Below are 25,309 nucleotides of genomic sequence, written 5' to 3' on the forward strand. Positions count from 1 at the left end.
GACCAGCATGAGCGTGATCGCAGAGGCAGGACCCGCGGCGCCGAGCGCTGCGGGCCCCGCCCCCGTGCGCCGGACCCGGCCGGGTGCGATCGTCGCGGTCTTCGTCGCCGCGATCGTCGCGGTGGTCGTGCTCGCGGTCGTCGACCTGACGCTCGGCACCTCAGCCGTCGGCGTCGGGGACCTGCTCGGCCTGGTCACCGGGTCCGGGGATGACGAGGCCCTCGCGGTGCTCGTCGCGTCGCGCGCCCCGCGGGTGCTCGCGGCGCTGCTCGTCGGCACCGCGCTCGGTCTGTCGGGCAGTGCGCTGCAGTCCGTCGCGCGCAACCCGCTGGCCTCGCCCGACACCCTCGCCGTCAACGCCGGCGCCTACTTCACGGTCGTGCTGGCCGCGGTCACCGGGCTCACGCTGCCGTTCGCGGTCAACGGTGCGCTCGCGTTCGTCGGCGGTCTCGCGGCGGCCGCACTGGTCCTGGCCATCGCGCGCGGCGGCGCCGAGGGGCCCACCCGGCTGGTGCTCGCGGGGTCGGCCACGATGCTCGCGCTCTCGTCGCTCACCATCCTCCTGATGCTCCTGTTCGAGCAGGAGACGATGGGGATGTTCGCGTGGGGCGAGGGCTCGATCGTGCAGTCCGGCACCTCCAAGGTGGCCCAGGCGGCGCCCGTGGTGCTGCTCGCCGGGATCGCCCTCGTGCTCTGGGCGCGCCGCCTCGACGTGCTCGCGCTCGGCGACGACACCGCGTCCGTCCTCGGTCTCGACGTCCGCCGCACCCGCATCGTCTCCGTCCTGCTCGCCGTGCTCCTGGCCGCGCTCGCGGTCACCGTCGCCGGCCCGATCGGGTTCGTCGGCCTGACCGCGCCGGTCATCGCGCGGCTGGTCGCGGGACGTGTGCCCGGTATGGCCCGGCACCGGCTGCTCCTGCCGCTGGCCGCCCTCGCGGGGTGCATCGTCGTGCTCGGTGCCGACGTGCTGCTGCGGCTGGCCGTCCCCGGGGTCGCCTCCGTCGCGGTCCCGACCGGCATCGTCACCACGCTCTTCGGTGCCTCCGTGATGGTCTGGCTGGCCCGCCGCCTGCGCGACTCGGGTCCGACGCGCAGCACCGCGTCGGTCGGCGCCCACCCCGCCTCGCGCGTCCGGGTCGCCGTCGTCGTCAGCGTGCTGGTCGCGGCCGTCGCCTGCGCGCTGGTCGCCGGCTTCCTGCTCGGCGACCGCCTGCTGCTGATGGGCGACGTGGCGAACTGGTTCGCGGGTGTCAGCGGGCGGCAGGTGTCGTTCGTGCTGGACCAGCGCACCCCGCGCGTGCTCGCCGCGCTCCTGGCCGGCGCCGCGCTGGGCCTCGCCGGGACCACGGTGCAGGCCGTCGCGCGCAACCCGCTCGCCGAGCCGAGCCTGCTCGGCATCACCGGCGGCGCCGGCGTCGGCGCGGTGCTCGCGATCGTGCTCTTCCCCGGCGCGAGCTTCTGGGTGGTCTCCGTCGCCGCCGCGGCCGGGGCCCTGAGCACGTTCGCGCTGGTCTACGCGCTGGCCAACCGCCGCGGGCTCAGCTCCGACCGGCTGGTGCTCGTCGGCATCGGCGTCTCGGCGGCCGCCACGTCGCTGATCACACTGATCGTCGTCCTAACGAGCCCGTGGAACACGACGATGGCGCTCACCTGGCTGTCGGGCTCGACCTACGGGCGGACCGCCGTGCAGGTGTGGCCCGTGGCGGTCGCGCTGCTGGTGATGGTCCCCCTCGTGGTCCGCTGGCGTCGGGACCTGGACGTCCTCGCGGTCGACGACGACGTGGCCCGCGTGCTCGGCGTGCAGCTGGAGCGCACCCGGCTCGGCCTGCTCGTCGTCACGGCCCTGCTCACCGCCGCGGCGGTCACCGCGATCGGCGTGGTCGGGTTCGTCGGCCTCGTCGCGCCCCACCTGGCCCGCTCGCTGGTCGGCTCGTCGCACGCCCGGGTCATCCCCGTCGCGGCCCTGCTCGGCGCGTTGCTGGTCAGCGTCGCGGACACCCTCGGCCGCACCGTGATCGCCCCGGCCCAGATCCCGGCCGGTCTGCTCACGGCCATGATCGGCACCCCCTACTTCATCTCCCTGCTGTGGCGGACCCGGAGGAGCGCACTGTGACGAACACCGTAGTGAGGGAAGCCTCACCTTCCTCTACCCTGAGCGACGTGACTGTTTCGGTGGAGGCCCCGGCGCTGCCCTTCCGCATGTTCGCCGTGCAGGTGGCCGCGGTGCAGCCGATGTGCCCGAGCGTGGTCCGCGTGACGTTCACGGGCGACGACCTGGACCGGTTCGCGGACAACGGGTTCGACCAGCGCATCAAGTTCTTCCTGCCGCTGGACACCGTGCCGTACGACGAGCTGCTCAGCCTCCAGGACAGCGCCGACTGGTACGGCCGCTGGCGCGCGATGCCCGACGAGAAGCGCCACCCCATCCGCACCTACACCGCCCGCGGGGTCCGCCAGGAGCGCCGCGAGGTGGACGTCGACATCGTCCTGCACGGCGACCTCGGCCCCGCCTCCCGCTGGGCCCTGGCCGCAGCGCCCGGCGACGACCTGGTCATCCTCGGCCCCAACGCCGACGCGACCGGCCCGCACGGCGGCGTCGACTTCGTGCCCCCGGCGAACACCGACCGCCTCCTCATCGCCGGCGACGAGACCGCCCTGCCCGCCATCGCGGGGATCCTCGAGCGCCTGCCCGCCGACGCGCGCGGCGAGGCCCTGATCGAGATGCCGCTGTCCGGCGACCGCCTCCCGTTGGCCGCCCCGGACGGGGTGACCGTCCGCTGGTACGGCCGCGACGGCCGGGCCCACGGCGAGCTGCTCGTCCCCGCCGTGCAGGCCGCCTGCGCGCGGCTGCTCCCCGGACAGGCGCCCGCGCCCGACGTCGACCTGGAGGACGTGGACGTCGACGACGGCATGCTCTGGGAGGTGCCCGTCGACGAGACCGGTGCCCCGCTGCGCGCCGACGCCGCCCTCTACGCCTGGCTCGCCGGCGAGGCCGCGGTCATCAAGACCCTGCGCCGGCACCTGGTCGCCGAGTGCGGCGTGGACCGCAAGGCCGTCGCGTTCATGGGGTACTGGCGCGCAGGGCGCTCCGAGGCGAACTAAGCCCCGTCGGGCACCCGGACGAGCATCACGACCCACTGCCCCTCACCGTCGAAGCTCTCGGCCATCGGCTCCGGGACGGCGAACCGTGGACGAGCGCGTGCTGTGGGAGGTCCCCGTCGCCTCTTGCCGCGGGAGCCACGCCGACGGACACTGAGCGAACCCTTCCGGTCGGAGGTGCTCGACATGCGCGACGACTCCACGTTCCCTGACGCTCTGCCGATGCTCGCCGTCGGGCGTCATCGGGACCCCAGCGACGGGGGCTGTCTCATGGAGTGGGTGAGCCTGCTCGCCGGCGAGCGCTGGAGCGACCATCCTGCCTGCACCCATCCTCTGCTCGCCCACCTCGCTCGCTCGGTCAACGACCGCGCGAGCGACGCGTCCCGGCCCGCGCTCATGCGCCTGCTCCCGCTGCTCACCGGTGCTCGCAGCGACGACCGTTCGTGGTCGCTGGAGATCGCCGCGGTGACCGTGCGGCACGCCCTCCGGCGGGCGGGGGCGCAGGACGGGCGCGAGCTCGCCGTCGCCCTGCTGACGCTCGACCGGCTGCTCGGTCCGACCGACGGGCGCGCACCGGCCGAGAGGCGCGCGACGACCACGGAGGTGCTCGCGACGGTGCCGGCAGCCGCTGCGTGGGCCGAGGACTTCACGCGGGCGATGGGACCGCCGCGGCACGTCCGCGGCCTGACGCGCGGGATCGTCGACGTCTCGCTGGCCACCGTCTCCGCGGCGTCCGACGCTGACGACGCGCTCGTCGCGATGCTCACCGACGCAGTCCTGACCTGCCAGGACCTCGCGGTCATCGACCGCGCTCGCTCGACGAGACCCGAGCGGTTCGACCGGACCATGGTGGGCGCTCAGGGCTGACCCCCGACGTCGGTGTGTCGCGGCCGGGTGCGCCGACGAGCTGGATCAGGTTGGCGGCGTCGACCAGGAGCGGCAGGTCGGCGAGCGGAAGCTCGTCGTGCTCGGCCAGCACGACGTCCATCCACGCGGCCACCCGACCTCCCTCGGGCGGGTTCGCTCGCAGGAGCTCCAGCAGGTCGTCCGGGCTGTTCTCGAGGTCGGTGCGGCGCAGCAGCGCGGCGACCGAGACCGGATCGGTGAGGCACAGGACGACCCACAGCACGAGCCTGCGCTGCACCTCCGGAGACGGTGGGTTCTCGGACCGGTACAGCGCGATCTTGACGAACCGGTGCACGTTGACGGCCCGCTTGATCCCCCGGGGGTTGTCGTCGAGCAGGACCTGGTAGGTGGCCATCGCGTCGGACTCGGCCGGGGTGTCGGCCAGCGGCAGGTCGGTGGTCGTGCCGGAGATCTGGGCCACCTGCGAGAGGTCGATCTCGAGCCCGCGCACGAGCTTCCCCCCGGGACGAGGACCGGCGACGGTCCTGGTCGCCGGCTCGACGGGCGTCGGGAGGGTGAACAGCGACCGGACGTAGGCGCTGCGCGTGGCCGTGCTCGTCGGAGGCAGCCGGATGGAGAACTGCACGATCTTCTCCAGGTACTCGTGCGCGAAGCTCTCCTCGTGGAGCTGGTAGGCGACCGGCAGCTTGTCCTCGTCGGAGTCCCGGTAGTGGCGGAAGACCGCGCGGCGCACCATGTCGCCGTCGATCGCGAGGAGCGTGTAGACGGCGCTCTGGGCGAGAACCACGTTGATCGCCTGGAGGATCTCGACGACCTTGTCCTCGGCGCACCGGTCGAGGTCGTCGACCATCACCACGACCCGCGTCCGGGGTCGGATCCTGCGTAGCCACCCGAGCGTGAAGCGCAGGTCGTCGACGACGTCGTTCTGGTAGCCGCGCCGGGCCGAGTGGTCGGGGCGAGCGAGGTACTCGTGCACCCGCTCGGACACCGGCTGCGCGAGGCGGTAGGCGGCGGCGACCAGCACCAGGACGGCGACGAGGGTCGGGCTGTACGTCCCGAGCGTGAGCGCCAGCGGGTTGGTCTGGGTCGTGGTGGCGAAGTTCCAGTCGTTGAGGCCGGCGACCAGCGCGGAGAGGCTCAGAGCGAGCACCACGCTGACCAGCGCGCCGAGGACCAGGGCGCGACGGTTGCGCCAGGCGTAGCTCCACTGCACCCGCACCCGGTCACGTCGGCTCAGCGACCTCTCCGCCGCCGTGATGACCTCGGCCGCCAGTCCCGCCCACGCCTGCTCGGCGTTGCTGTAGACCCAGGCGTTGAAGTCGACCGGCAGGAGGTCGAACTGGGCGGGGTTCTCGGCGGTCTGTCGAGCTGCCTGGCTCCGGACCAGCCGCAGGAACGACGACTTCCCCTTCCCCCACGGCGCCTCGATGCCCACGCACATCGGTCCGGTGCCTTTGTGCATGAGCAGCTTGGCCGTCGTGAGCGCGAGCCCGGTCATGCCGAGCGTGTCCTGGTCGGTGGGCTGGTCCGCCGAGAGCGCACTGTCGTCGTAGGTGAGCCGGCTCTCTCCCGGTGGAGCGTCGCCCGAGTACCGCGGAAGTCGTGTCACCGGTCCGATCAGCTCGGTGAGGGGATCGAGGTCCAGACCGTCCGCGACGGTCACCGCCAGGATCACCGGACTGCGCGCCAGCGTGTCCAGGACGGCGGTGATGTCGGGCACGGGCCCGTCGGCGGTGTCCAGGAGCAGCACGAGGACCTCGCCCTCCTGCAGCAGCGACGGTGCGCCGTCCGGGTTGTCGATGACGTCAGCCAGGTAGGTGAGCGTGTCGATCTCGAACCGGCCGGCCGCCACGGCCTGCGGGAGCCGTTCGACGAAGTCGCCCCACGCCGGCGACGCCGCGGCACGTCGTGCGAGGGCGGCCCACCGCGCGCCTCGCTCCTGGTCGGCCAGGTCGCCGAGCAGCTGCCCCTGTCGGGTCGTCAGCCGCTCGACGTCGCCGACCAGCGCCGCGAGCATGGTGCCCAGTCCCGCCGGACCGGGAACGACGTAGCGCGCGGTCAGGAGCCGTCCGTCCTGCGCCGGGGCGACGCAGGCACGTTGGAGCGAGTACAGCGAGGCGCCGTCGGGCACGACGACGACGCGTCGGCTCCCCGACCCGGTCCGGTCCGCGGCCGCCTCGAAGACGGGCCTCGCCCACGACTCCAGCGTCTCCTGGACGGCGGACGACGTGGAGCTGCTCGCCTCGCGTGGCGACTCGCGCGGGAGCGCGTCACTGCGTGCGGGCTCCTCCGAGGGTTCCGTCGCCACGGGGCTCACCTCCGCTCCATGACCGGCACGAGCAGGAGTGTTGATCGTCTCGTACTCGACGGGTGTCAGGCGACCCCCGTCGCTGCGGGGCGCCCCGCCGTAGCATCGGCGGGGTGCCCCCCAGATCGCCCCTGCCTGCCCGGCACGGTCTCGACGCCGCCCGGCTGCGGACCCCCGACCGCGACCGGTCGCGCGCGGACGAGTGGCCCACGATGGGCGCCTGGCTGCGGGACCGGCTGCCGGAGCACGTGGACGTGGCGGCGATGCTCGAGGCGCAGCGCTTCGTCGACGAGGACGGCCGCGCGGTGCGCGAGGACGATCCCTACGCCCCGCACCGGTTCGTGTGGTTCCACCGTGACCTGCGCGACGAGCCGGAGGTCACGGCGCCCATCCACGTGGTCCATCACGACGAGCGCCTCGTGGTCGTCGACAAGCCGCCGTTCCTGTCCTCGATCCCGCGTGGGCGGCACGTCATGCAGAGCGTCGTCGTCCGTCTGCGCGCCGAGCTGGGACTGCCGGACCTGTCCCCGCTGCACCGCCTGGACCGGGTCACGTCCGGCCTGCTCATGCTGGCGACCGAGCGGCAGTGGCGAGGGCCGTACCAGAGCCTGTTCGAGCACCGCGCGGTCGACAAGACGTACTGGGCGCTGGCGCCGCTGCGCGACGACCTGACGTTCCCGGTCGTCGTGCGCAACCACCTCCGCAAGGAGCGCGGCTCGTGGCAGGCGGAGGTGGTGCCGGACGCGCCGGTCAACGCGGAGACGCTGGTCGAGCTCGAGTCGGAGGTCGACGGCCGCGGCATCTACCGCCTGACGCCCCGTACCGGCCGCACGCACCAGCTCCGGGTCCACCTCGACGGGCTCGGCATCCCGATCGTCGACGACCCGCTGTACCCGGTGGTGCACGACGTCGACGTCGACGACTTCAGCCGACCGCTGCAGCTGCTCGCGGGGGAGGTCGCCTTCACCGACCCTGTCGACGGCACCGCGCGACGGTTCCGCAGCGTCCGCCGCCTGCCGCTGACGGCGTAGCGCGACCATGGTCCCCACGAGGCCGTCCCGTGGCGTCGCAGGCCTCGCACTGCTGCTCGCGCTCCTGGTCGCGGTCCTCGTCGCGCTCGTCGCGTCACCGCCCCAGCGCGCCGACGCGACGATCACGTCCGGCGCGGGCGGGGTCACCGTGAGCGGCACGGGTGTCGGACGCCTCGTGGTCCTGGTCGGCGGCGAGCGGCACGAGCTCGAGGTCGACGGGACCTTCGCGCGCCTCGTCCCGGCGGGGTCCGACGAGGTGGTCACGGTGATCCTCGACGGCGAGACCCTGGCGCGACGCCCGTAGGACGCTGCGTGACCACCGCCCGACCCGTCAGTGGTCGTGGCGGTGGTGGGCGTCGGGGTAGTGCTCGTGGGTGTGGGTGACCACCTCGTGGGTGTGCACGTGCCGGTGGCGGACGCCGGGCGCGACGAGCTCGCCGTGCTCGTGGTCGTGGTGGCCGTCGTCGTGGGTGTGCCAGTGGTCGTGCGTGACGGCGTGGTGGGTGTGCTCGTGGCCGTGCTCCTCGCTCAGGTGCAGCCACGTCCCGACGGCCATCAGCGCGCCGGCGACGAGCAGCTGCCAGGTCACCGCGTCGCCGAGCGCGACGGCGAGGACGGCGCCGAAGAACGGGGCCACCGAGAAGTACGCGCCCGCTCGCGCGGTGCCGACGTGCCGCAGCCCGACGATGAACAGCACGAGGCTCAGCCCGTAGGCGACGAACCCGAGCACCAGGGCCGCCCCGGTGGCCCGCAGGGACGGGAGCTGCGCGCCGAGCACGAGCGCGAGGATCAGGTTCGTCGGACCGGCGACCGATCCCTTGACCGCGACGAGCCAGGTCGCGTCCGTCAGCGACACCTTGCGGGTCAGGTTGTTGTCGAGCGCCCAGCACGCGCACGCCCCGACGACCGCGAGCGCGGGCCACACGCTGGTGACCTGCGCCTGCGCGGTCGGCACGGCGATGACGACGGCACCGGCGACGATCGCGGCCATCCCCAGGACGACCCGCCTGCCCGCAGGCTCACGGAACACGACCCACGCGATCACGGCGGTCAGGACGCCCTCGGCGTTGAGCAGCAGCGACGCCCCCGACGCGGGCATCGAGGCCAGGCCGAACATCAGCAGCACCGGGCCGGCGATCCCGCCCGCGGCGACGGCGCCGACGAGCCACGGCACCTCGTGGCGGGCGAGCCGGACGCGCGGCGCTCGTCGGGCCAGCCGCCAGACCCACATCCCCAGTCCGGCGCCGACGTAGAGCAGGCCGGCCAGCAGCCACGGGCTGACCTCACCGAGCAGGAGCTTGGCCAGGGGGGCGCTGGCGCCGAACAGGACGGCTGCGAGCAGCGCGGCGCGCACACCGGCGTTCCGGAGGCCGCGCGAGGAGTCGCTCACGACCCCATGATCCCTCGTCAGCCTTTCAGCCTCGCCGGGTCCGCGTCGACCTTGCCCACGACCAGTCGGTTGATCACGTAGAGCACGACGCCGATGGCGAGCAGGAGGCCGGCGCGGAGGTAGACGTCGGCCTCGCGGCCGGTCACCGGGGACGCCAGCACCAGCGACACCAGCGCACCGACCACCGGCACCCACGTCGGGGCCCGGAACGAGGGGCCGTCGTCGCCGTCGGCGGGCTCGTCGTCGGGCTCCTTGCGCAGCACCAGCACGGAGACGTTCACGACGACGAAGACCAGCAGCAGGAGCAGCACCGTGGTGTCGGCGAGCCCCGCCAGGTCGCCGGTGCTCACCAGGGTCAGCGCGATGAGCAGGGTGAACGCGATCGCCACGTACGGCGTCTGGCGGCCCTGGTGCACCCGACCGAGAACCTTCGGCACGATGCCCTCGCTCGACATCCCGTAGACCAGCCGCGACGCCATGATCATGTTGATCAGCGCGGTGTTGGTGACGGCGAGCAGGGCGATGATCGCGAACAGCCCGGGCGGGAACGTCAGGCCGGCCACCTTGACCACCTCGAGCAGGGGACCGGTGGACCCGGCGAGAGTCTCGGTGTCCACCAGCATCGACGTGGTGAACGCGACGCCCAGGTAGATGAGGCCCGCGACCGTGAGCCCGCCGAACAGTGCGCGCGGGAAGTCGCGACGAGGCTTCTGCGTCTCCTCCGCCAGGTTGACCGAGTCCTCGAACCCGAGCAGCGCGTAGAACGCGAGGGCGGTCGCGCCGAGCACCGCGACGAGCGGTGCCCCCTCGGTCTCCAGCTCCAGTGCCCGCCCCGGCTCGCCGTCGCCGCTGACCAGGGCCCATGCCCCGATCGCCAGGATGACCAGCAGGCCCGTGGCCTCCACGATCGTGAGGACCACGTTGACGCGCACCGACTCCGAGATGCCGAGCAGGTTCACCGCGGAGATCGCCAGCAGGAAGAACCACGCGGCGGCCAGCGTCGGGACCGTGAGGAACTCGGCCAGGTAGTCGCCGCCGAACGCGCGGGCCGCCGCGGACGCGCTGGTGATGCCGGACATCATCACGGCGAACGCGACCATGAACGTGAGGAACGGGCGCTTGAACGCGCGGTTGGCGTAGAGCGCGGCGCCGGCGGCCTGCGGGAACCTGCCGACGAGCTCGGCGTACGACGCCGCCGTCAGCCCGGCCAGCACGAATGCGCACAGGAACGGCAACCAGATCGCGCCGCCCACCTCCGCGGCGACCTTGCCGGTGAGCGCGTAGATCCCCGCGCCCAGGATGTCGCCGACGACGAACAGCAGCAGCACCTTGCGGCCGATCGTGCGCTTCAACGGCGTGGTCATGACCTTCTGCTCGCTCATTCGTCGCCCCCTGCTCGCTCGACCGCGTCTCGGCCAGTCTTCTGCCGGAAGCCCCCCGCCGCGCGTTCACGCGGATCCCTGCCTACGCTCGGACACTCAGACGAGTCAGGGAGGACTGCGCATGATCAAGCGAGTCGTGTTCGTCGCGGGCGTCACCGCGGGGTACCTGTTCGGCACTCCGTCCGGGCGTCGGCAGCTGGACAAGATGAAGGTCTGGGCCGTCGACGTGTGGCGTGACCCGCGGGTGCAGGAGCACGTGCAGGAGTACGAGGCCCAAGCGGCCGCGTTCGCCAAGAAGCAGGGTGCCGCGGTGTGGGAGAAGGCCGTCGACTCGGCCAAGGGCGCGATGTCGTCGTCGACCACGAAGCACTCGTCCAACGACGGGTCGCCGACCGTCGTCGAACCGCTGATGGACGCGGACGACGCCAACCCCGGGCAGCGGTGACCCCCACGCCGCTGCCCGCGGCCCCCGGGCAGGAGTCCGTCTGGGACTACCCGCGGCCACCTCGGGTCGAGAGCACGCCCGAGCTGGTCGTCGTGACGCTCGACGGCCTGCCCGTCGCGACGACGACCGACGCCGTCCGCGTGCTCGAGACCAGCCACCCGCCCGTGTACTACCTGCCGTTCGACGCGTTCGAGCCGGGGGTGCTGGAGGCGGCGGTCGGCTCGTCGGTGTGCGAGTTCAAGGGAGTCGCGTCGTACGTGTCGGTGCGTGCCGGCGGTCGCCTGGTGTCCCGCGTCGGCTGGACCTACCCGACGCCGCTGCCGGGGTACGAGGTCCTCGCCGACCGTGTCGCCCTGTACGCGGGCGACCTGCGCTGCACCGTCGACGGCGAGCTGGTGGAGCCGCAGCCCGGCGGCTTCTACGGCGGCTGGATCACCTCCCGCGTCGTCGGCCCGTTCAAGGGAGCTCCAGGCACGCGCGGCTGGTGAGCGTTGACGTGTGACTAATTGGTCACCTAATGTGGTCGGCATGGACGAGGACCTGGTGTTCAAGGCACTTGCGGACGCCACCCGTCGCCACCTGCTCGACCAGCTCTACACGCGTGACGGCCGCACGCAGACAGAGCTCGAGCAGGGCCTCGAGATGACCCGGTTCGGGGTCAGGAAGCACCTGCTGGTGCTCGAGGAGGCGGGCCTCGTCGTCACGCGACGATCCGGGCGGGAGAAGCTCCACTTCCTCAACGCCGTCCCGATCCAGCTGATCCACGAGCGGTGGATCGACAAGTACGACGTGCTCGGCGCCGAGCGCCTGCACGCGCTGACCGACCTCAAATCAGCCCTGGAGAGCACCATGACCACGCAGACCGACACGGCCACCACGACCGTCCTCGTCAACCGCATCTGGATCAAGGCCGACACCGCCACCGTGTGGAAGGCCATCACGTCGCCCGAGTGGAACGCCCGGTACGGCTACAAGAGCCCCTCGACGTTCGACCTCACGCCCGGCGGCGCCGCCGCGACGCTCCCGTCCGCCGACATGGTCGCCTACGGCGCCCCGGCCGACCAGCCGATCCTCGACGGCGAGGTGCTCGAGGTCGTCGAGGGCTCCCGCCTGGTGCTCACCTGGCGCACGCTCTGGGACGACGAGGCCCGCGCCGAGGGGTTCACCCGGCTGACCTACGAGCTCGAGGAGCGCGGCGCGGGCATCACGCAGCTGACCGTGCTGCACGACGTGACCGGCGCACCGCGCACCGCGTCGCTCGTCTCCGGCGACCTGCCGGAGTTCGGCGGCGGCTGGCCGCAGATCCTGTCCGACCTCAAGACCCTCCTGGAGACGGGCGCGTCGCTGGAGTCCTGACGGGTCGCGCACGGGCCGGTCGCCTCGGTGACCGGCCCGTCCCCGCGCCGCGGGCCGGCGAGCTCGGTGCTCCGCGCCGAGCTCGGTGGTTCGAGCTGCCGAGCTCGGCAACAACCACCGAGCTCGAGGGCGAGACGGGTCGCCGTCTCACCACCGGGGTCGCCCGGTCGCCCGGGTTGCCCGGGTCGCCCGGGTTGCCCGGGTTGCCCGGCGAGATCGTGGCTTCGGCGCGAGATCGTGGGTGCGGACGCACGATCTCGCGCCGAACGCACGATCTCAGTCGACGGGCGGGTTGGGGTCGTCGCGCAGGAGGCGCAGGGCCTCGTCGGCGATGGCGTCCGGGGGGCCCGCGACCGGGACGTCCACGCCGTCCTCGTCGGCGGCCAGCGGTTCCAGGGTCGCCAGCTGGCTGGCCAGGAGCGTCGCCGGCATGAAGTGGCCCGTCCGCGCCGCGAGCCGTCGCTGCAGCTCCTCCGGCGGGACCACCAGGTGCACGAACCGCACGCGGCCGTGCGCGGTGCGCAGGACGTCCCGGTAGGAGCGGCGCAGCGACGAGCACGTCACGACGGTCGGTCCGCCGGCCGACGACATCGCGTCCCGGATCGCCCGCAGCCACGGTCCGCGGTCGGCGTCGGTGAGCGCCCGACCGGCACGCATGGCCTCGACGTTCGCCGCCGGATGCAGGTCGTCGCCCTCGATCATCGGCCGCCCGAGCCTCTGGGCCAGCAGCACCGCGGTCGTCGACTTCCCGGTCCCGGACACCCCCATGACGACCAGGTGCTCGGGCAGGCTGCTCACGCGGGACAGCCTCGCACGCCTCCACCCCAGCCCCACCCGAACTCGTCACCGCGCACTGAACTCGTCACTGGGCGGCGGGCGGCACCGCGCCCGTGAGCGGGGTGTGTCGCTCGGGCAACTAAACTCGTCCGATGCCCTCGTTCGTCGTCGACACCACGCCTCTGCGTGTCAGTCCGGCGTTCCGGCGGCTGTGGTGGGGGCTGTCGATCTCCAACCTCGGGGCGCAGCTGACGGTGGTCGCGGTCGGGCTGCAGGTGTACGCGATCTCGGGGTCGACGGCGTCGGTGGGCCTGCTGGGCCTGTGCGCGCTCGTGCCGCTGGTGATCTTCGGGCTGTACGGCGGCGCGATCGTCGACCACTACGACCGCCGCCGGGTCGCGCTCGCCGCGTCGTTCGTGACGTGGGCGGCGACCATCGGTCTGGCGGTGCAGGGGTGGCTCGGCAACTCGCAGGAGTGGGTGCTCTTCGCGCTGGTCGCGGTGCAGTCGGGGGCGTTCGCGGTCAGCACGCCGGCGCGCTCGGCGATCATCCCGCGGCTGCTGGACCCCCGGCTGATGCCGGCCGCGAACGCCCTGCAGACGCTCGGGTTCAGCGTCGCGTTCACGGTCGGTCCGCTGCTGGGCGCCGCCCTGGTGGCGGCGTTCGACTACGGCGTCGCGTACACGGTCGACGCCCTCCTGTTCACCGCCGCCCTGTTCGCGGTCTTCCGGCTCCCGCCGCAGCCGCCGATGCCGTCGGAGACCCGGCGCGAGCGCGTGGGGCTGGGCTCGGTGGTGGACGGGTTCCGGTACCTCGGGACGCAGCGGAACGTGCGGATGACGTTCGCGGTGGACCTGGTCGCCATGATCACGTCGTCGCCGCGGGTGCTGTTCCCGGCGGTCGGGCTGGTCTACCTGGGCGGGGGGGCGACGACGACCGGGGTCATGGCGGCGTCCGCGGCGGTCGGCGTCGGGCTCGCGGGGCTGTTCTCCGGCGGCCTGGCGAGGATCCGCTGGCAGGGCCGGATCATCGCGGTGGCCATCACGGTCTGGGGGCTGGCCGTCGCCGGGTTCGGGCTGACGCTCGTGCTGGCCGGCCGGTCGCACCCGGACCAGGTGCTCTGGCTCGCGCTCGCGATCGCGGTGCTCATGCTGGTGGTCGCCGGAGCCAGTGACGCGATCAGCTCGGTGTTCCGGCAGACCATCCTGCAGACGGCGACGCCCGACGACATGCGCGGCCGGCTCCAGGGCGTGTTCATCGTGGTGGTCGCGGGCGGGCCCCGGCTGGGCGAGGCGCTGCTCGGCGGTGCCGCGTCGAAGATCGGCGAGGGCTGGGCCGCGGTGGTCGGTGGCTGCCTGTGCGTGGTGCTGCTGTGGGTGCTCGTCCGGTCGCAGCGCTCGTTCTGGGACTACGACGCCCGCCACCCGGTGCCCTGACGCGACCGCGAGCCCGGCAGTTCGTCGGGAGGTGCGGCGGTCACGGGCGCGGGACGTTGCGGAGGTTCGAGCGGGCCATCGCCATGACCTCGCCCAGCCCGCCGCCGAGCACCTCCTTGCTCATCGCGGCGGTGAACCCGGAGACCTGCGCGCGCGTGATCTTCGGCGGCAGCGAGAGGGCGCGCGGGTCGGTGACGAGGTCGATCAGCGCCGGGCCGTCGTGGGAGAACGCCTCCCGGAGCGCGGCGCGTATCGACGTGGGCTTCTCGACGCGCACGGAGGGGATCCCCACCGCAGACGCGATCGCCGCGTAGTCGACCGGGGGCGTGTCGGTGGCGTAGGAGGGGAGGCCGTCGACGAGCATCTCGAGCCGGACCATGCCGAGCGTCGCGTTGTCGAAGACGACGATCTTCACGGGCAGGTCGAGCACCTTCACGGTGATGAGCTCGCCCAGCAGCATCGACAGGCCGCCGTCACCGGCCATCGCGACCACATGTCGGCCGCCCCCCGACAGGGCCGCGCCGATGGCGTGCGGGACGGCGTTCGCCATCGACCCGTGCAGGAACGACCCGATGACCCGACGACGACCGTTGGGCGTGATGTACCGCGCCGCCCAGACGTTGCACATGCCGGTGTCGACGGTGAACACGGCGTCGTCAGGAGCCTCCTCGTCGAGCAGGACGGCCGCGTACTCGGGGTGGATCGGCTCGGTGTGCTCGACGTCCTTGGTGTACGCGCCGACCACCCCGCTCATCGCGCGCTCGTGCTTCTTGAGCATCTGGTCGAGGAACCGGTGGCTCTTCTTGGGTTTCACCAGGGACAGCAGCGCCGTCATCGTCTCGCCCACGTCGCCCAGCACCACGAGGTCGTTGCGGGTCCGTCGGCCGAGCCGGGTGGGCTCGATGTCCACCTGCGCGGTGCGGACGCCGGACGGCAGGAACTGGTCGTACGGGAAGTCGGTGCCGAGCAGGAGCAGGAGGTCGGCGCCCTCCATCGCGGACTGGCACGCGCCGTACCCGAGCAGCCCGGACATGCCGACGTCGAAGGGGTTGTCGACCTGGATGACCTCCTTGCCGCGCAGGCTGTGCCCGACGGGCGCGTTCAGCAGCCGGGCCAGCGCGAGGACCTCCGACCGCGAGCCGCGCACACCGGCCCCGGCGAAGATCGTGACCTTGCCCGCGGCGTCGATGGCCTCGGCGAGCGCTCGCACGGCACCCTCGTCGGGAACGACGCGCGGGGCCGGCGGGGGAGTGAGGACGTCGACGCCGGCGTCGGGTGCTTCGAGGTCCGCGATGTCGCCCGGCAGGGTGAGGACCGCCACGCCGGGGGCGCCGTAGGCGTGGTGGATGGCTGACCGGATCACGCGGGGCGCCTGCGCGGCGGTCGAGATCATCTCGCTGAACACCGAGCACTCGAGGAACAGCCGGTCGGGGTGGGTCTCCTGGAAGAACTGCGTCCCGATCTGCGCGCTGGGGATGTGTGATGCGATGGCCAGGACGGGGACGCGGGACCGGTTCGCGTCGTACAGGCCGTTGATCAGGTGCAGGTTGCCCGGCCCGCACGACCCCGCGCACACGGCCAGCCTGCCGGTCAGCTCAGCCTCGGCCGCCGCCGCGAAGGCCCCGGCCTCCTCGTGCCGCACGTGCACCCACGCGATGTCGACGCCGTCCTCGCGCGCGCGGCGGACCGCGTCGACGACGGGGTTGAGGCTGTCCCCGACGATCCCGTAGATGTGCCTCGCACCGGCGGCGACCAGCTGGGCGACGAGCAGGTCAGCGATCGATCGACGACGTGGCACGGGTGACCTCCGGGGGGTTGGACGGTCCCTCCATCGTCAGCCTGGGTCGGTGGCGCCGCACCCTCAGTCGGCGCGGAGGGCCTGGACGTACCGCGTGGCGGTGTCGAGCGCCGTCGCGACCGCCTGGCCCGGTGTGTCGCCGACGACCTGCACGCGGACGACGATGCCGTCGCGCGCAGCCCAGAGGAGCGCCGCGGAGTACGGGTCGGCGGCGATGCTGCCATCGTCCTGGAACGACGCCTCGTCGCGGGTGAGCGCCCACGCCGTCCAGCCGGGCAGGTCCACCTCGGACACACCGGAGGCGGACACGACGGTCCGCGGGATGTAGGTGCCGTCCGCGTTGTCCACGCGGGGCGTCTCCCTGTCGACCGCCCAGCCCTCGAGGTCGGCGGCCTCCGTCGCGACGGCGGTCTGCGCGGACTCCACGTCGGGCATCTCGTACACCTCGATCACCCGGCTCGCGCCGCCGGCGACGGGCAGCTCGATCGGGTCACCCAGGGCGAAGGCGTGGCCCGCCAGGGACGCGGCCCGCACGTCGATGAGCAGCGGGTTGCCGCACTGGGGGAGGACCGGGCCGGGCAGGGCCGTCTCCTCGGCCTGCGTGGCGGCGAGCTGGTCGAGGTACTCCTGCGCCTCGGGCGAACCCGGCTCGTACTCGTCGCAGCGGTCGACGGTCGCGGTGGGGACGAGCGACTCCATCAGCGCGGCCGTCGCCTCCTCGAACGTCAGCGGGGCGCGCGTCGGGGTCGAGGAGGCCGAGGGGGACGCCGACGGGTCGCCGTCCGCGGAGCAGGCGCCGAGGGCGAGGAGCGCGACGACGGCGACGAGACCGCGGGCCGGCCGGGCGAGGCGGAGGGGGAGCACGCGCCCATCCTGACGGACCTGCTGCCTCTCACCGGACGGCATCCACGGGTGAACCCGCGTCGGCGGAGCGCGTCACGCCAGCGCCGCGAGCGCCTCGTGCAGGTTCGCGGTGACCGCCGAGCGGTGCGGCTCCACCCAGTCGCCCTCGAACCTGCGCGGGGTGATCTCGATCATCATCACCAGGCAGAGCCGCATCCGGTACAGGTCCAGCCGGGTGCGGGCCGACGGGCTGTCGATGTCGAGTGGTCCGTACCCCTCCAGCACGGCGGGTGTCCCCGGTTCGCGGCCCATGGGGTCGATGCCGACGAGGTCCGCCAGCGGGTCGCCCCAGAACGCGCGCTCCGGGTCGATGACGCCCACGACCTCGCCGGTGGTCTCGTCGACGAAGAGGTTCCCGGCCCAGAGGTCGGTGTGCACGAGCGCCGGCCGGTCGACGTCGGACAGGACGGCCGCGTGCCTCTCCAGGGCGCTGCGCACGGCGGAGGACGGCACCGGGACGGACCAGCGCGCGGCGTCGTCGAGAAGCTCGTCGATCATCCCGGTGAACGACGCGGCCCAGGAGGACGCCAGCCGCCCGCACGGGTACCCGAACGCAGGACCGGTCAACCGGTGCAGGGCGGCGAGCACCTCACCGGTCCCGCGCTCGGCTACGGCTGTCCGAGGGTCGGAGGGTCCGAACCCCGCGTCGACCAGCGGCACCCCGGGCAGGTGGCTCACGACGAGGGCGTCGCTGGGCAGCACGGTCCGCGTGAAGTCGGTCAGCAGCACCGTCGGCATCCTCAGGGCGGGCAACGACGAGGCCAGCTCGTACACGAGCGCCTCGGCGCGCAGGAGGTCGTGCTCGTACGCGAGCAGCTGGTCGGTGGCCGTCGGGGCGGTCTTCACGATCACCCGCGACCCGTCGGTCAGGGTCACCCGGTACGTCGTCGCGAACTGCCCACCGGTGAGGAGCTCGATGTCCTTGAGCACGCCGAGAGGCGCGACGAGCGAGGTCAACGCGTCGATCACGCGTCGAGGCTACCGACCGAGCGGGCCGGCTCGACAGACTCGGCGATCTCGCACGCGGCGACGGCCGCGCCACCGGTCGCCGACGGTGACTCGGCCTCGACGGAGTCGTGCACGTGGTCGCCACCGTCCCCGCGCAGGGTCCGCAGCGCGGCGAGCGTGGCGACGACGGCCGCCCCGGCGGCGATGACCACCACGAGGAACCCGGCGTGCGACCCGTGGAGGTCGATCTGCGCCCCGGCCACCGACGACCCGACGGACACCCCGACGCCCAGCGACGTCCCCACCCACGTCAGCCCCTCGGTCAGCCGCTCGCGCGGGACCAGGTCCTGCACGAGCCCGTTGCCGTTGATGAGGGTGGGCGCGATGGCGAACCCGGCGACGAACATGACGGCCGCGAGCGCGACGAGCGACTCGACGAGGAAGAAGAAGCAGACGCCGACGGCCAGCGCGACCATCCCGGTGGCGAACCGCAGGTACAGGGGCCGCTTCCAGGTGCGGGTGCCGTAGAGGAGCCCGGAGATGAGCGAGCCGAGCGCGAAGATCGCCAGGATGATGCCGGCCGCCCCCTTGGAGCCGGACTCCTCGGCGAACGCGACGGTCGCGACGTCGGTGGCGCCGAAGATCGAGCCCATCGCGACGAACACGATGGCGAGCACCACCATGCCCGGCCGGCGCAGCACGGACCCCTTCGGGCGCGGGCTGCCGACGGGTGCGGGTGGCGGTTCGGTGCGGCGCAGGGACAGGAACCAGTACCCGCCGACGAGCATGGCGACCAGGGGCACGACGAGCCCGGCGGTGGGCGCGACGCCGGTGGCCAGGAGCGTGGCCAGCACGGGGCCGACGATGAACACGAGCTCGTCGAGCGCCGACTCCAGGGAGTACGCGGTGTGCATCCGGTGAGGGTCGGCGCCGAGCACGCGGGCCCAGCGCGCCCGGACCAGTGACCCGAACGACCCGATGCCGGCGCCGGTCACCACGGCCGCGACGTACAGCCAGGCCTCGTGGGTCTCCAGGGTGGCGGCGACGACGAGGCCGACCAGGCCGACGGCGGCGATCGCGACGGCGGGCCGCATGACGCGCCCCTGCCCGTGCCGGTCGACCAGCCGCGCCAGCTGCGGGGAGCACAGGGCCTGCGCGATCACGTAGACGGCGGACACCCGGCCCGCGAGCCCGTAGGAGCCGTACAGCGAGGAGACCATGAGCACGATGCCGATGCCGACCATGGACATCGGCAGCCGCGCGAGCACGCCCGAGCCGGAGAACGCGAGGGCTCCCGGGCGCGTGAGCACGTCGCGGTACGGCTGGAGCATGCATTCAGTGTGTCATCCGCTCTTCCGCACGGCCGCGCGGTGCTCCACCATTCAGGCATGACGGACGTGCAGGTCAGCGACTCCCCCGACGAGCACCGGTTCGAGGCGCGCGCGCCCGACGGGGAGCTGCTCGGCTTCTCGGTGTACGACACGATCGGGAACACCGTCGTGTTCACGCACACCGAGGTGGACCCGCAGTTCGAGGGTCAGGGCATCGCGTCGACCCTGGTGCAGGGTGCCCTGGACGCGGTGCGCGCGAGCGGGCGGGACGTCGTCGCGTTCTGCCCGTACGTCAAGGCGTGGATCGGTCGGCACCCCGACTACCAGGACCTGGTGCGCGCGCCCCAGCGATGAGAAGCCCCCAGGGGAGTGGTCACCCCGGGGGCCCCTGCTCGTGGGTGGGCTACGCGCCCAGTGCCGCCGACACCACGTCCTTCGCCTCCGCCTGCACCTGCGCGAGGTGCTCGGCGGACACGAACGACTCGGCGTAGATCTTGTAGACGTCCTCGGTACCGGACGGCCGGGCCGCGAACCACGCGTTGTGCGTCGTGACCTTGAGGCCACCGATCGAGGCGTTGTTGCCGGGTGCGTTGGTCAGCTTCGCGGTGATCGTCTCGCCGGCCAGCGACGTGGCGGTCACCTGGTCGGGGGTGAGCTTCGACAGCGTCGCCTTCTCCTCCCGGGACGCGGCGGCGTCGACGCGGGCGTACCAGGACTGCCCGAACTCCGCGACGAGGTCCTGGTGGTGGGCCGACGGTGACTTCCCGGTGGTCGCCAGGATCTCGGAGGCCAGCAGCGCGGGCAGGATGCCGTCCTTGTCGGTGGTCCACACGGTCCCGTCCTTGCGCAGGAACGACGCCCCCGCCGACTCCTCGCCGCCGAACCCCACCGACCCGTCCACCAGGCCCGGCACGAACCACTTGAACCCGACCGGGACCTCGAGCAGCCGCCGGCCGAGCCTGTCGGCCACCCGGTCGATGAGGCTGGACGACACCAGCGTCTTGCCGATCGCCGTCCCGGCCGGCCACTCCGGGCGCGCCCCGCCGTACAGGTAGGCGATGGCGACCGCGAGGTAGTGGTTCGGGTTCATCAGACCGTCGGACGTCACGATCCCGTGCCGGTCGGAGTCGGCGTCGTTCCCGGTCGCGATGTCGAACGGTGCCGGGTCGCCCGCCATGCGGCTGACCAGCGACGCCATCGCGTACGGCGACGAGCAGTCCATCCGGATCTTGCCGTCCCAGTCGAGCGTCATGAACGCCCACCGCGGGTCCACCGTCGGGTTCACGACGGTCAGGTCGAGCCCGTAGAACTCGCCGATCTCGCCCCAGTACTCCACCGACGCGCCGCCCAGCGGGTCCGCACCGATCCGGACGCCCGACGCGCGGATGGCGTCGACGTCGATGACGTTGGCCAGGTCCGCGACGTACGACGACAGGTAGTCGTGCTTGAGGGTGGTGTCCGCCGCCAGCGCCGTCTCGATGCTCACCCGCGGGACGGACTTCCAGCCGGACGCGAGGATCTCGTTGGCGCGGTCGGCGATCCACCCGGTGGCGTCCGACCCCGCGGGGCCGCCGTCCGGCGGGTTGTACTTGAAGCCGCCGTCGCGCGGGGGGTTGTGCGACGGGGTCACGACGATCCCGTCGGCCAGGCCGGGCCCGTGCGTCCGCACGCCCTCGGAGCTGCCCGCGCCGTTGTGCCGCAGGATCGCGTGCGATACCCCGGGCGTCGGCGTCCAGGAGTCACGGGCGTCGACGTGCACCTCGACACCGGCCGCGGCCAGCACCTCGAGGGCGGACCGCCACGCGGGGTCGGACAGCGCGTGGGTGTCCCGGCCGATGAACAGCGGACCGTCGGTCCCCTGGTCGCGCCGGTACTCGACGATCGCGGCCGTGATGGCGACGATGTGCGCCTCGTTGAAGGCGGTGTCCAGCGCCGACCCGCGGTGGCCGCTGGTGCCGAACGCCACGCGCTGGGCCGGGTCGTCGAGGTCGGGTTCGCGGTCGTAGTACGCGCCGCTGAGGGCGTCGAGATCGACGAGGTCGGACGGCTGGGCAGGTGTTCCGGCGCGCGGGTCCATGCGGCGATCCTCCCCCAACGTCCGGGATGCCGCGACCCCCTGTCCGGCTGGTCGGCCCGGTGAGGACCGGTAGCCTTTCCGGCATGGCCAAGAACTCGTCCGACTTCGTGCTGCGCCCGTTCGAGGGGCTCCCCGGTGAGCCCGACTGGGTGGCGCTCAAGGAGCTCGTCCCCGCCGCGACGGCGACCGCCCGCACCACGAAGAAGTACGGCGCCCGCGACGTGCTCGTGACCACGGTCCTGCCGACCAGCTGGCCCGCGCTGCACCGCGCCGACGGCATGATCCTGCTGGCGCTGCAGACCACGAGCAGCTCCAACGACGTCAGCCGCGACCTGGCGCACGCCCTGCTCGAGGCCGTCGAGGTCGAGGCCGGCACCGCCGTCGAGACCGTCGGCCTGCCCGAGCCCGGTCCGCGCCTGCAGGACGTGCTGGACCTGAGCGTGCCGTTCGAGGTCACCGTGCACGACTCGTTCGCGTACTGGCTGGCCCCCGACACCGAGCGCACCCCGGACCTGCAGGCGGCGATCGAGGAGGCCGACGGCGGCATCATCGACACGGTCAAGCTCGAGGCCGCCGACGCCGCGTACTGGTGCCGGATGGGTGCCCGCGAGTTCCTGCGCTGGGCGCAGCCGCACGAGGAGCAGGTGGTGCTCGACGCGCTGTCCCGCCTGCACGCCAAGCGCGAGTCCGGCTTCGAGGGCGCCAAGTTCGTCGGTTACTTCCGGTCGGCCGGTCTGGTCGTGCCGGTCTGGGAGCTGGCCAAGGGGTCGGAGGCCGAGGACATCGAGAAGCCCGTCGCCGACTTCCTGCCCCGGTTCGAGGCCGCGCTCGCGGACACGTCGCCGCTGGACGCCAACGAGCGCCGTGCCCGGGCCGGTCTCGTGGCCCGGCAGGTCACCCTGCGCTGACCAGCGGGACCTGCACAGATAGATAGGGTGGCGACGTGACGCGCAAGGGCGGCAAGGCCGCCGACGACCAGGCGGGTGCTGCCGCTCCGACCCCTCCCGTCGAGTCGGTCGACACGGTCCCGACCCCGTCGGTGGCGGCACGCAAGGCGGCCGTCGACGAGCGCAAGGCGGCCGCCCACAAGGCGCGCCAGCGTGTCGCCGTGATCATCCCCGCCAAGGACGAGTCCCGGCGCATCGCGGCGACCGTCCGCTCGGCCCGCGCGATCCCGCACGTGGACCTGGTGCTCGTGGTCGACGACGGCTCCGAGGACAACACGCAGCACGTCGCGCGGGAGGCCGGTGCGGTCGTCGTCCGGCACTCGCACAACCGGGGCAAGGCCGCCGCGATGGAGACGGGCGCGGCGGTCGTCGCCATGCGCGACGCCCCGGACCGTCAGCCGCGGATCCTGCTGTTCATCGACGGCGACCTCGGCGAGACCGCGGTCAACACGGCCCCCCTGGTGCCGCCGGTGTTCGAGGGGCACGCCGACCTGGCGATCGCGCTGATCCCGCCGCAGCCGGGTGCCGGTGGCCGCGGGATCGTCGTCGGTGCCGCCCGCCGGGCGATCACGTCGATGACCGGGTGGACGCCGACGCAGCCGTTGTCGGGGATGCGCTGCCTGACCCGCGAGGCGTTCGAGGCGGCGACCCCACTGGCCCACGGCTGGGGCGTCGAGACGGGCATGACGATCGACCTGCTGCGCCGCGGCTTCCGCGTCGTCGAGGTGCCGTGCGACCTGAAGCACCGGCCGTCCGGGTCGGACCTCAAGGGTCAGATGCACCGCGCCGCGCAGTACCGGGACGTGCAGCTCGCGGTCAACGCCCGCCGGGTCCGCCGCGCCGCCGGTGCCGTGAAGCGCACGGTCACCCCCGAGCAGAAGCCTCCACAGACGCACCGCTGACCGGCTCGTCCCGCCCGCCGTCGGGGGCGGGTTCGTCCAGCCCGCCGTCCGGGGCGCCCAGGCGCCACTGCGCGGCTGCGGCCACGAGGCACGGGACGGCGAGCGCGATGCCGGTGGCGGGGACGACGATGCCCGAGTCGTTCATGAGGAACCCGACGGTCAGCGCGGCCGCGATCGAGGCGACCGCCGGACGGAGCAGCGGGACCGCCCGGGTCAGGCCGGCCAGCGGCCCCTGACCCATCAGCTCGCCGCGCCGCGGGCGGCCGCCGACGACCACCAGCCACGTCAGCGCGATGCCGCCGATGGCGGTCACCAGGTACCGCCACGACGTCAGCACGCGCAGGTTGACGGCGATCTTGCGCCCGACGACGTCCCACAGACCGCCGTCGAGCACCGTGGCGAAGAAGCGGCCCAGGTGGGTGCGGTCGGCCGGCGGGCGCATCCAGTCGAGCACCGCGAACCCGCCGACCACGACGACCCCGACCAGCCCGATGAGCGCGACCGACCTCCAGCTGACCTTCCGCCCGCTGACGACGATCGTCAGCATCGCGAACGCGAGGATCAGCGCGGGCGGGCCGCCGAAGTCGCTGCCGAGGCCGGGGGCGCCGTCGACGACCACGATCAGGAGCCCGAGCCCGGCGACGACGGCGGTCGCGATCCCCCGGCGGCCGCGCCGCAGCAAGGGGTCGGCGATCGCGACGGCGAGCAGCAGCCCGGCGGCCGTCAGGAGCGCGAACGCCTGGTTGCTCATCCCGTAGAAGCGCGCGGCGAGGACCCGGTGGGCGCCCATGGGGGAGTCGATCACGAGCGTGGACCCCGTGCAGGCGTCGACCACGAGCACCGCGACGGTGACCCCGGCGACCACCCCCGCGGGCCCGAGCAGGTTGCGTCGCCAGGGACCGACCAGCGCGACGGTCGTGATGACCGCCACCCACCCGAGCAGCACCCACCAGAATGCGGCGACCGGCGTGCCCGACTGCCACCACGGGATCGTGTTGGTGAGGAACGACGCGACGGGTGCGGCGGCGAGCGCGAGCGCGGAGACCTGCAGCACGCGCAGGGCCGGTCGCAGCGGCGCGCGGTCCGAGCGGCCGCGGCGGGTCAGGATGATCGCCGCGGCGATGAAGAGCACCGCCTGGACCAGCACCAGGCGCGCCGAGTACGTGCCGCTGACCCGGGTGACCATCGTGGCGTGCCGCTGGATGTCGAGGAGCTGGGCGACGCGCGCGGTCGGGGTGCCGGTGGCCGGTCCGGGCAGGATCACCGCGCCGCTCAGGGAGGCCGCGCTGCTGTCGAGCCCGATGCCGTCCAGCAGGGTCGGGGTCACGTCGACGGTCTGGATGAGCCCGGCCTGCCGGGTGGAGCCCGAGGTCAGCAGGCTGTCGACGTACTCCTCGCCGTTCGGGGCGACGCCGGTCGCGGCGGCCAGCTGGAGCGCGGTGCGCCCCGAGTCGGCGAGCGAGACGACGAGGACGGTCGCGCCGGAGCGCTGGGCGCCCGCGATCGCGGCGCCGATGCGGGCGTCGATGACCTGGGCCTGGAAGGCGCGCGACGGCTCGATGATCGCGTCCGGCGTCGACACCTCGGGCGGCAGCGGCTCCTCCAGCTCCTCACCGGGGGCGCTCGCGGTGGGCTGCGGGGTGCTCGGCCGGGGGGTCGTCGCGTACCCCGGGTCGCGCAGCGAGCCCGCGTCGACGACGACGAGCCGGGACGCGCTCAGGGCGTCGCGCACCGCGCGGGTGAGGCCCGTGCTGGTCGCGGGGAGGGTCTCGTGGGTGCCGACGGGGATTCCCGCGGCGTCCGCCAGGGCGATCGCGGCCCCCGGGCCGATGCCCGTCGCGGGTGTGGCCGAGTCGACGAGCATGTCTCCGAGGAACCCGGGCTGCGCCCCGTACGACTCGGCGTCGGCCGCGGCCACGTAGTCGTCCCAGCCGGGCACCTCGCCGCTCTCGCCCGGGTCGCGCAGGGTGCGGCACGTGCCGTCCTCGGCCCGCACGTCCGCCGCGCGGGTGCCGGTGGAGACGGCCAGCCACCCGTCGGCGGGGCAGGCCCGGGACGCGACGCTCCGGGCTGCGACCAGACCGACCGAGCCGTCGCGGGACAGGCTCCACAGGGCCGGGGTGGTCAGGGTGGTGACGTCGTCCCAGCGGACGCCGGTCATGCCGACGAGGAGCACCGGGGGCTCGTCCGCGGCCTGAGCGGGAGTCGCCAGGAGGATGCCTGCGAGGCTCAGCACCAGGGCGAGCACCGCACCGCGGAGCACGGACGCGCGCGGGCGGGCAGGGGTCAGCACCGTTCCAGCCTACGGGCGC

General features: G+C 73.4%; 22 protein-coding genes. 12 read left to right on the top strand and 10 right to left on the bottom strand.

Translation table 11 applies throughout. From position 1 onward, the window contains the following. Nucleotides 1-7: 7 nt before the first annotated feature. From ASD16_RS10095 to ASD16_RS10105, 3 genes are all read left to right on the top strand, one after another. Complete coding sequence (locus tag ASD16_RS10095; protein ID WP_055916416.1) at nt 8-2,113, top strand: iron ABC transporter permease; 2,106 nt, start codon at nt 8-10, stop codon at nt 2,111-2,113. Between the two features lie 86 nt (nt 2,114-2,199). Beyond that, complete coding sequence (locus ASD16_RS10100) at nt 2,200-3,102, top strand: siderophore-interacting protein (RefSeq protein ID WP_055918230.1); 903 nt, start codon at nt 2,200-2,202, stop codon at nt 3,100-3,102. Nucleotides 3,103-3,285: 183 nt separating this feature from the next. Then, entirely contained in the window at nt 3,286-3,966 is a 681-nt protein-coding gene (locus ASD16_RS10105; protein WP_157453886.1) for a hypothetical protein, read from the top strand. On the opposite strand, the gene ASD16_RS10110 is transcribed toward ASD16_RS10105, so the two are convergent. Further along, nucleotides 3,899-6,274, bottom strand: coding sequence for a P-loop NTPase fold protein (locus tag ASD16_RS10110; protein WP_055916420.1), 2,376 nt, complete (start codon nt 6,272-6,274; stop codon nt 3,899-3,901). The genes ASD16_RS10105 and ASD16_RS10110 overlap by 68 nt on opposite strands. A 113-nt stretch (nt 6,275-6,387) precedes the next feature. Between ASD16_RS10110 and ASD16_RS10115 the strand changes: the two genes are divergently transcribed. Together ASD16_RS10115 and ASD16_RS10120 are read left to right on the top strand one after the other, a co-directional pair. Next, entirely contained in the window at nt 6,388-7,305 is a 918-nt protein-coding gene (locus tag ASD16_RS10115) for a pseudouridine synthase (protein WP_055916422.1), read from the top strand. A 7-nt stretch (nt 7,306-7,312) separates the two neighbouring features. Beyond that, nucleotides 7,313-7,609: a hypothetical protein gene (locus ASD16_RS10120; protein WP_055916424.1), complete on the top strand. Its 297-nt coding sequence runs from the start codon at nt 7,313-7,315 to the stop codon at nt 7,607-7,609. A 27-nt stretch (nt 7,610-7,636) separates the two neighbouring features. Here the strand turns inward: ASD16_RS10120 and ASD16_RS10125 are convergent, their stop codons facing one another. Further along, nucleotides 7,637-8,695, bottom strand: a complete 1,059-nt coding sequence (locus ASD16_RS10125) for a DMT family transporter (RefSeq protein WP_055916426.1) — start codon at nt 8,693-8,695, stop codon at nt 7,637-7,639. Nucleotides 8,696-8,712: 17 nt separating this feature from the next. Continuing rightward, nucleotides 8,713-10,077 (bottom strand): APC family permease, encoded by a 1,365-nt coding sequence (locus tag ASD16_RS10130; RefSeq protein ID WP_055916428.1) that lies wholly within the window; start codon nt 10,075-10,077, stop codon nt 8,713-8,715. Between the two features lie 121 nt (nt 10,078-10,198). On the opposite strand from ASD16_RS10130, the gene ASD16_RS10135 reads away from it, so the two are divergent. From ASD16_RS10135 to ASD16_RS10145, 3 genes are read left to right on the top strand one after another with little or no spacing between them, the layout of a single operon-like run. After that, nucleotides 10,199-10,522, top strand: coding sequence for a hypothetical protein (locus ASD16_RS10135; RefSeq protein ID WP_055916429.1), 324 nt, complete (start codon nt 10,199-10,201; stop codon nt 10,520-10,522). Continuing rightward, nucleotides 10,519-11,010, top strand: a complete 492-nt coding sequence (locus ASD16_RS10140; RefSeq protein ID WP_055916431.1) for a DUF427 domain-containing protein — start codon at nt 10,519-10,521, stop codon at nt 11,008-11,010. The genes ASD16_RS10135 and ASD16_RS10140 overlap by 4 nt, the downstream gene beginning before the upstream one ends. A gap of 40 nt (nt 11,011-11,050) precedes the next feature. Continuing rightward, complete coding sequence (locus tag ASD16_RS10145; protein WP_055916433.1) at nt 11,051-11,878, top strand: SRPBCC domain-containing protein; 828 nt, start codon at nt 11,051-11,053, stop codon at nt 11,876-11,878. A gap of 276 nt (nt 11,879-12,154) precedes the next feature. Here ASD16_RS10145 and ASD16_RS10150 read toward each other — a convergent pair whose 3' ends face one another. Then, on the bottom strand, nt 12,155-12,676 hold the full coding sequence (locus ASD16_RS10150; RefSeq protein ID WP_369817959.1) for a gluconokinase: 522 nt from the start codon (nt 12,674-12,676) through the stop codon (nt 12,155-12,157). Nucleotides 12,677-12,807: 131 nt separating this feature from the next. On the opposite strand from ASD16_RS10150, the gene ASD16_RS10155 reads away from it, so the two are divergent. Then, complete coding sequence (locus tag ASD16_RS10155) at nt 12,808-14,091, top strand: MFS transporter (protein WP_055916435.1); 1,284 nt, start codon at nt 12,808-12,810, stop codon at nt 14,089-14,091. Nucleotides 14,092-14,131: 40 nt separating this feature from the next. On the opposite strand, the gene ASD16_RS10160 is transcribed toward ASD16_RS10155, so the two are convergent. The 4 genes from ASD16_RS10160 to ASD16_RS10175 form a co-directional block, all read right to left on the bottom strand. Then, on the bottom strand, nt 14,132-15,889 hold the full coding sequence (locus tag ASD16_RS10160) for a pyruvate dehydrogenase (RefSeq protein WP_055916437.1): 1,758 nt from the start codon (nt 15,887-15,889) through the stop codon (nt 14,132-14,134). Between the two features lie 63 nt (nt 15,890-15,952). Beyond that, nucleotides 15,953-16,753, bottom strand: a complete 801-nt coding sequence (locus tag ASD16_RS10165; RefSeq protein ID WP_055916439.1) for a hypothetical protein — start codon at nt 16,751-16,753, stop codon at nt 15,953-15,955. Between the two features lie 72 nt (nt 16,754-16,825). Further along, on the bottom strand, nt 16,826-17,761 hold the full coding sequence (locus ASD16_RS10170; RefSeq protein ID WP_055916441.1) for a phosphotransferase family protein: 936 nt from the start codon (nt 17,759-17,761) through the stop codon (nt 16,826-16,828). Beyond that, the gene (locus tag ASD16_RS10175) at nt 17,758-19,071 is read right to left on the bottom strand and encodes an MFS transporter (protein WP_055916442.1); all 1,314 of its coding nucleotides are present in this window, start codon (nt 19,069-19,071) and stop codon (nt 17,758-17,760) included. Before ASD16_RS10175 ends, ASD16_RS10170 begins: the two co-directional genes overlap by 4 nt. Before the next feature lie 57 nt (nt 19,072-19,128). Between ASD16_RS10175 and ASD16_RS10180 the strand changes: the two genes are divergently transcribed. Beyond that, nucleotides 19,129-19,425, top strand: coding sequence for a GNAT family N-acetyltransferase (locus ASD16_RS10180; protein WP_055916444.1), 297 nt, complete (start codon nt 19,129-19,131; stop codon nt 19,423-19,425). A gap of 49 nt (nt 19,426-19,474) precedes the next feature. On the opposite strand, the gene pgm is transcribed toward ASD16_RS10180, so the two are convergent. Next, complete coding sequence (pgm, locus tag ASD16_RS10185; protein WP_055916446.1) at nt 19,475-21,148, bottom strand: phosphoglucomutase (alpha-D-glucose-1,6-bisphosphate-dependent); 1,674 nt, start codon at nt 21,146-21,148, stop codon at nt 19,475-19,477. A gap of 83 nt (nt 21,149-21,231) precedes the next feature. On the opposite strand from pgm, the gene ASD16_RS10190 reads away from it, so the two are divergent. Together ASD16_RS10190 and ASD16_RS10195 are read left to right on the top strand one after the other, a co-directional pair. Then, complete coding sequence (locus ASD16_RS10190) at nt 21,232-22,056, top strand: DUF5926 family protein (protein WP_055916448.1); 825 nt, start codon at nt 21,232-21,234, stop codon at nt 22,054-22,056. Between the two features lie 35 nt (nt 22,057-22,091). After that, on the top strand, nt 22,092-22,997 hold the full coding sequence (locus ASD16_RS10195) for a glycosyltransferase family 2 protein (RefSeq protein ID WP_369817960.1): 906 nt from the start codon (nt 22,092-22,094) through the stop codon (nt 22,995-22,997). On the opposite strand, the gene ASD16_RS10200 is transcribed toward ASD16_RS10195, so the two are convergent. Then, complete coding sequence (locus tag ASD16_RS10200) at nt 22,960-25,290, bottom strand: hypothetical protein (RefSeq protein WP_200942934.1); 2,331 nt, start codon at nt 25,288-25,290, stop codon at nt 22,960-22,962. The two genes, ASD16_RS10195 and ASD16_RS10200, sit on opposite strands and share 38 nt — an antisense overlap. Nucleotides 25,291-25,309 lie beyond the last annotated feature (19 nt).

This window comes from Cellulomonas sp. Root485 (genome assembly GCF_001426705.1).
Classification (GTDB): Bacteria; Actinomycetota; Actinomycetes; order Actinomycetales; family Cellulomonadaceae; genus Cellulomonas.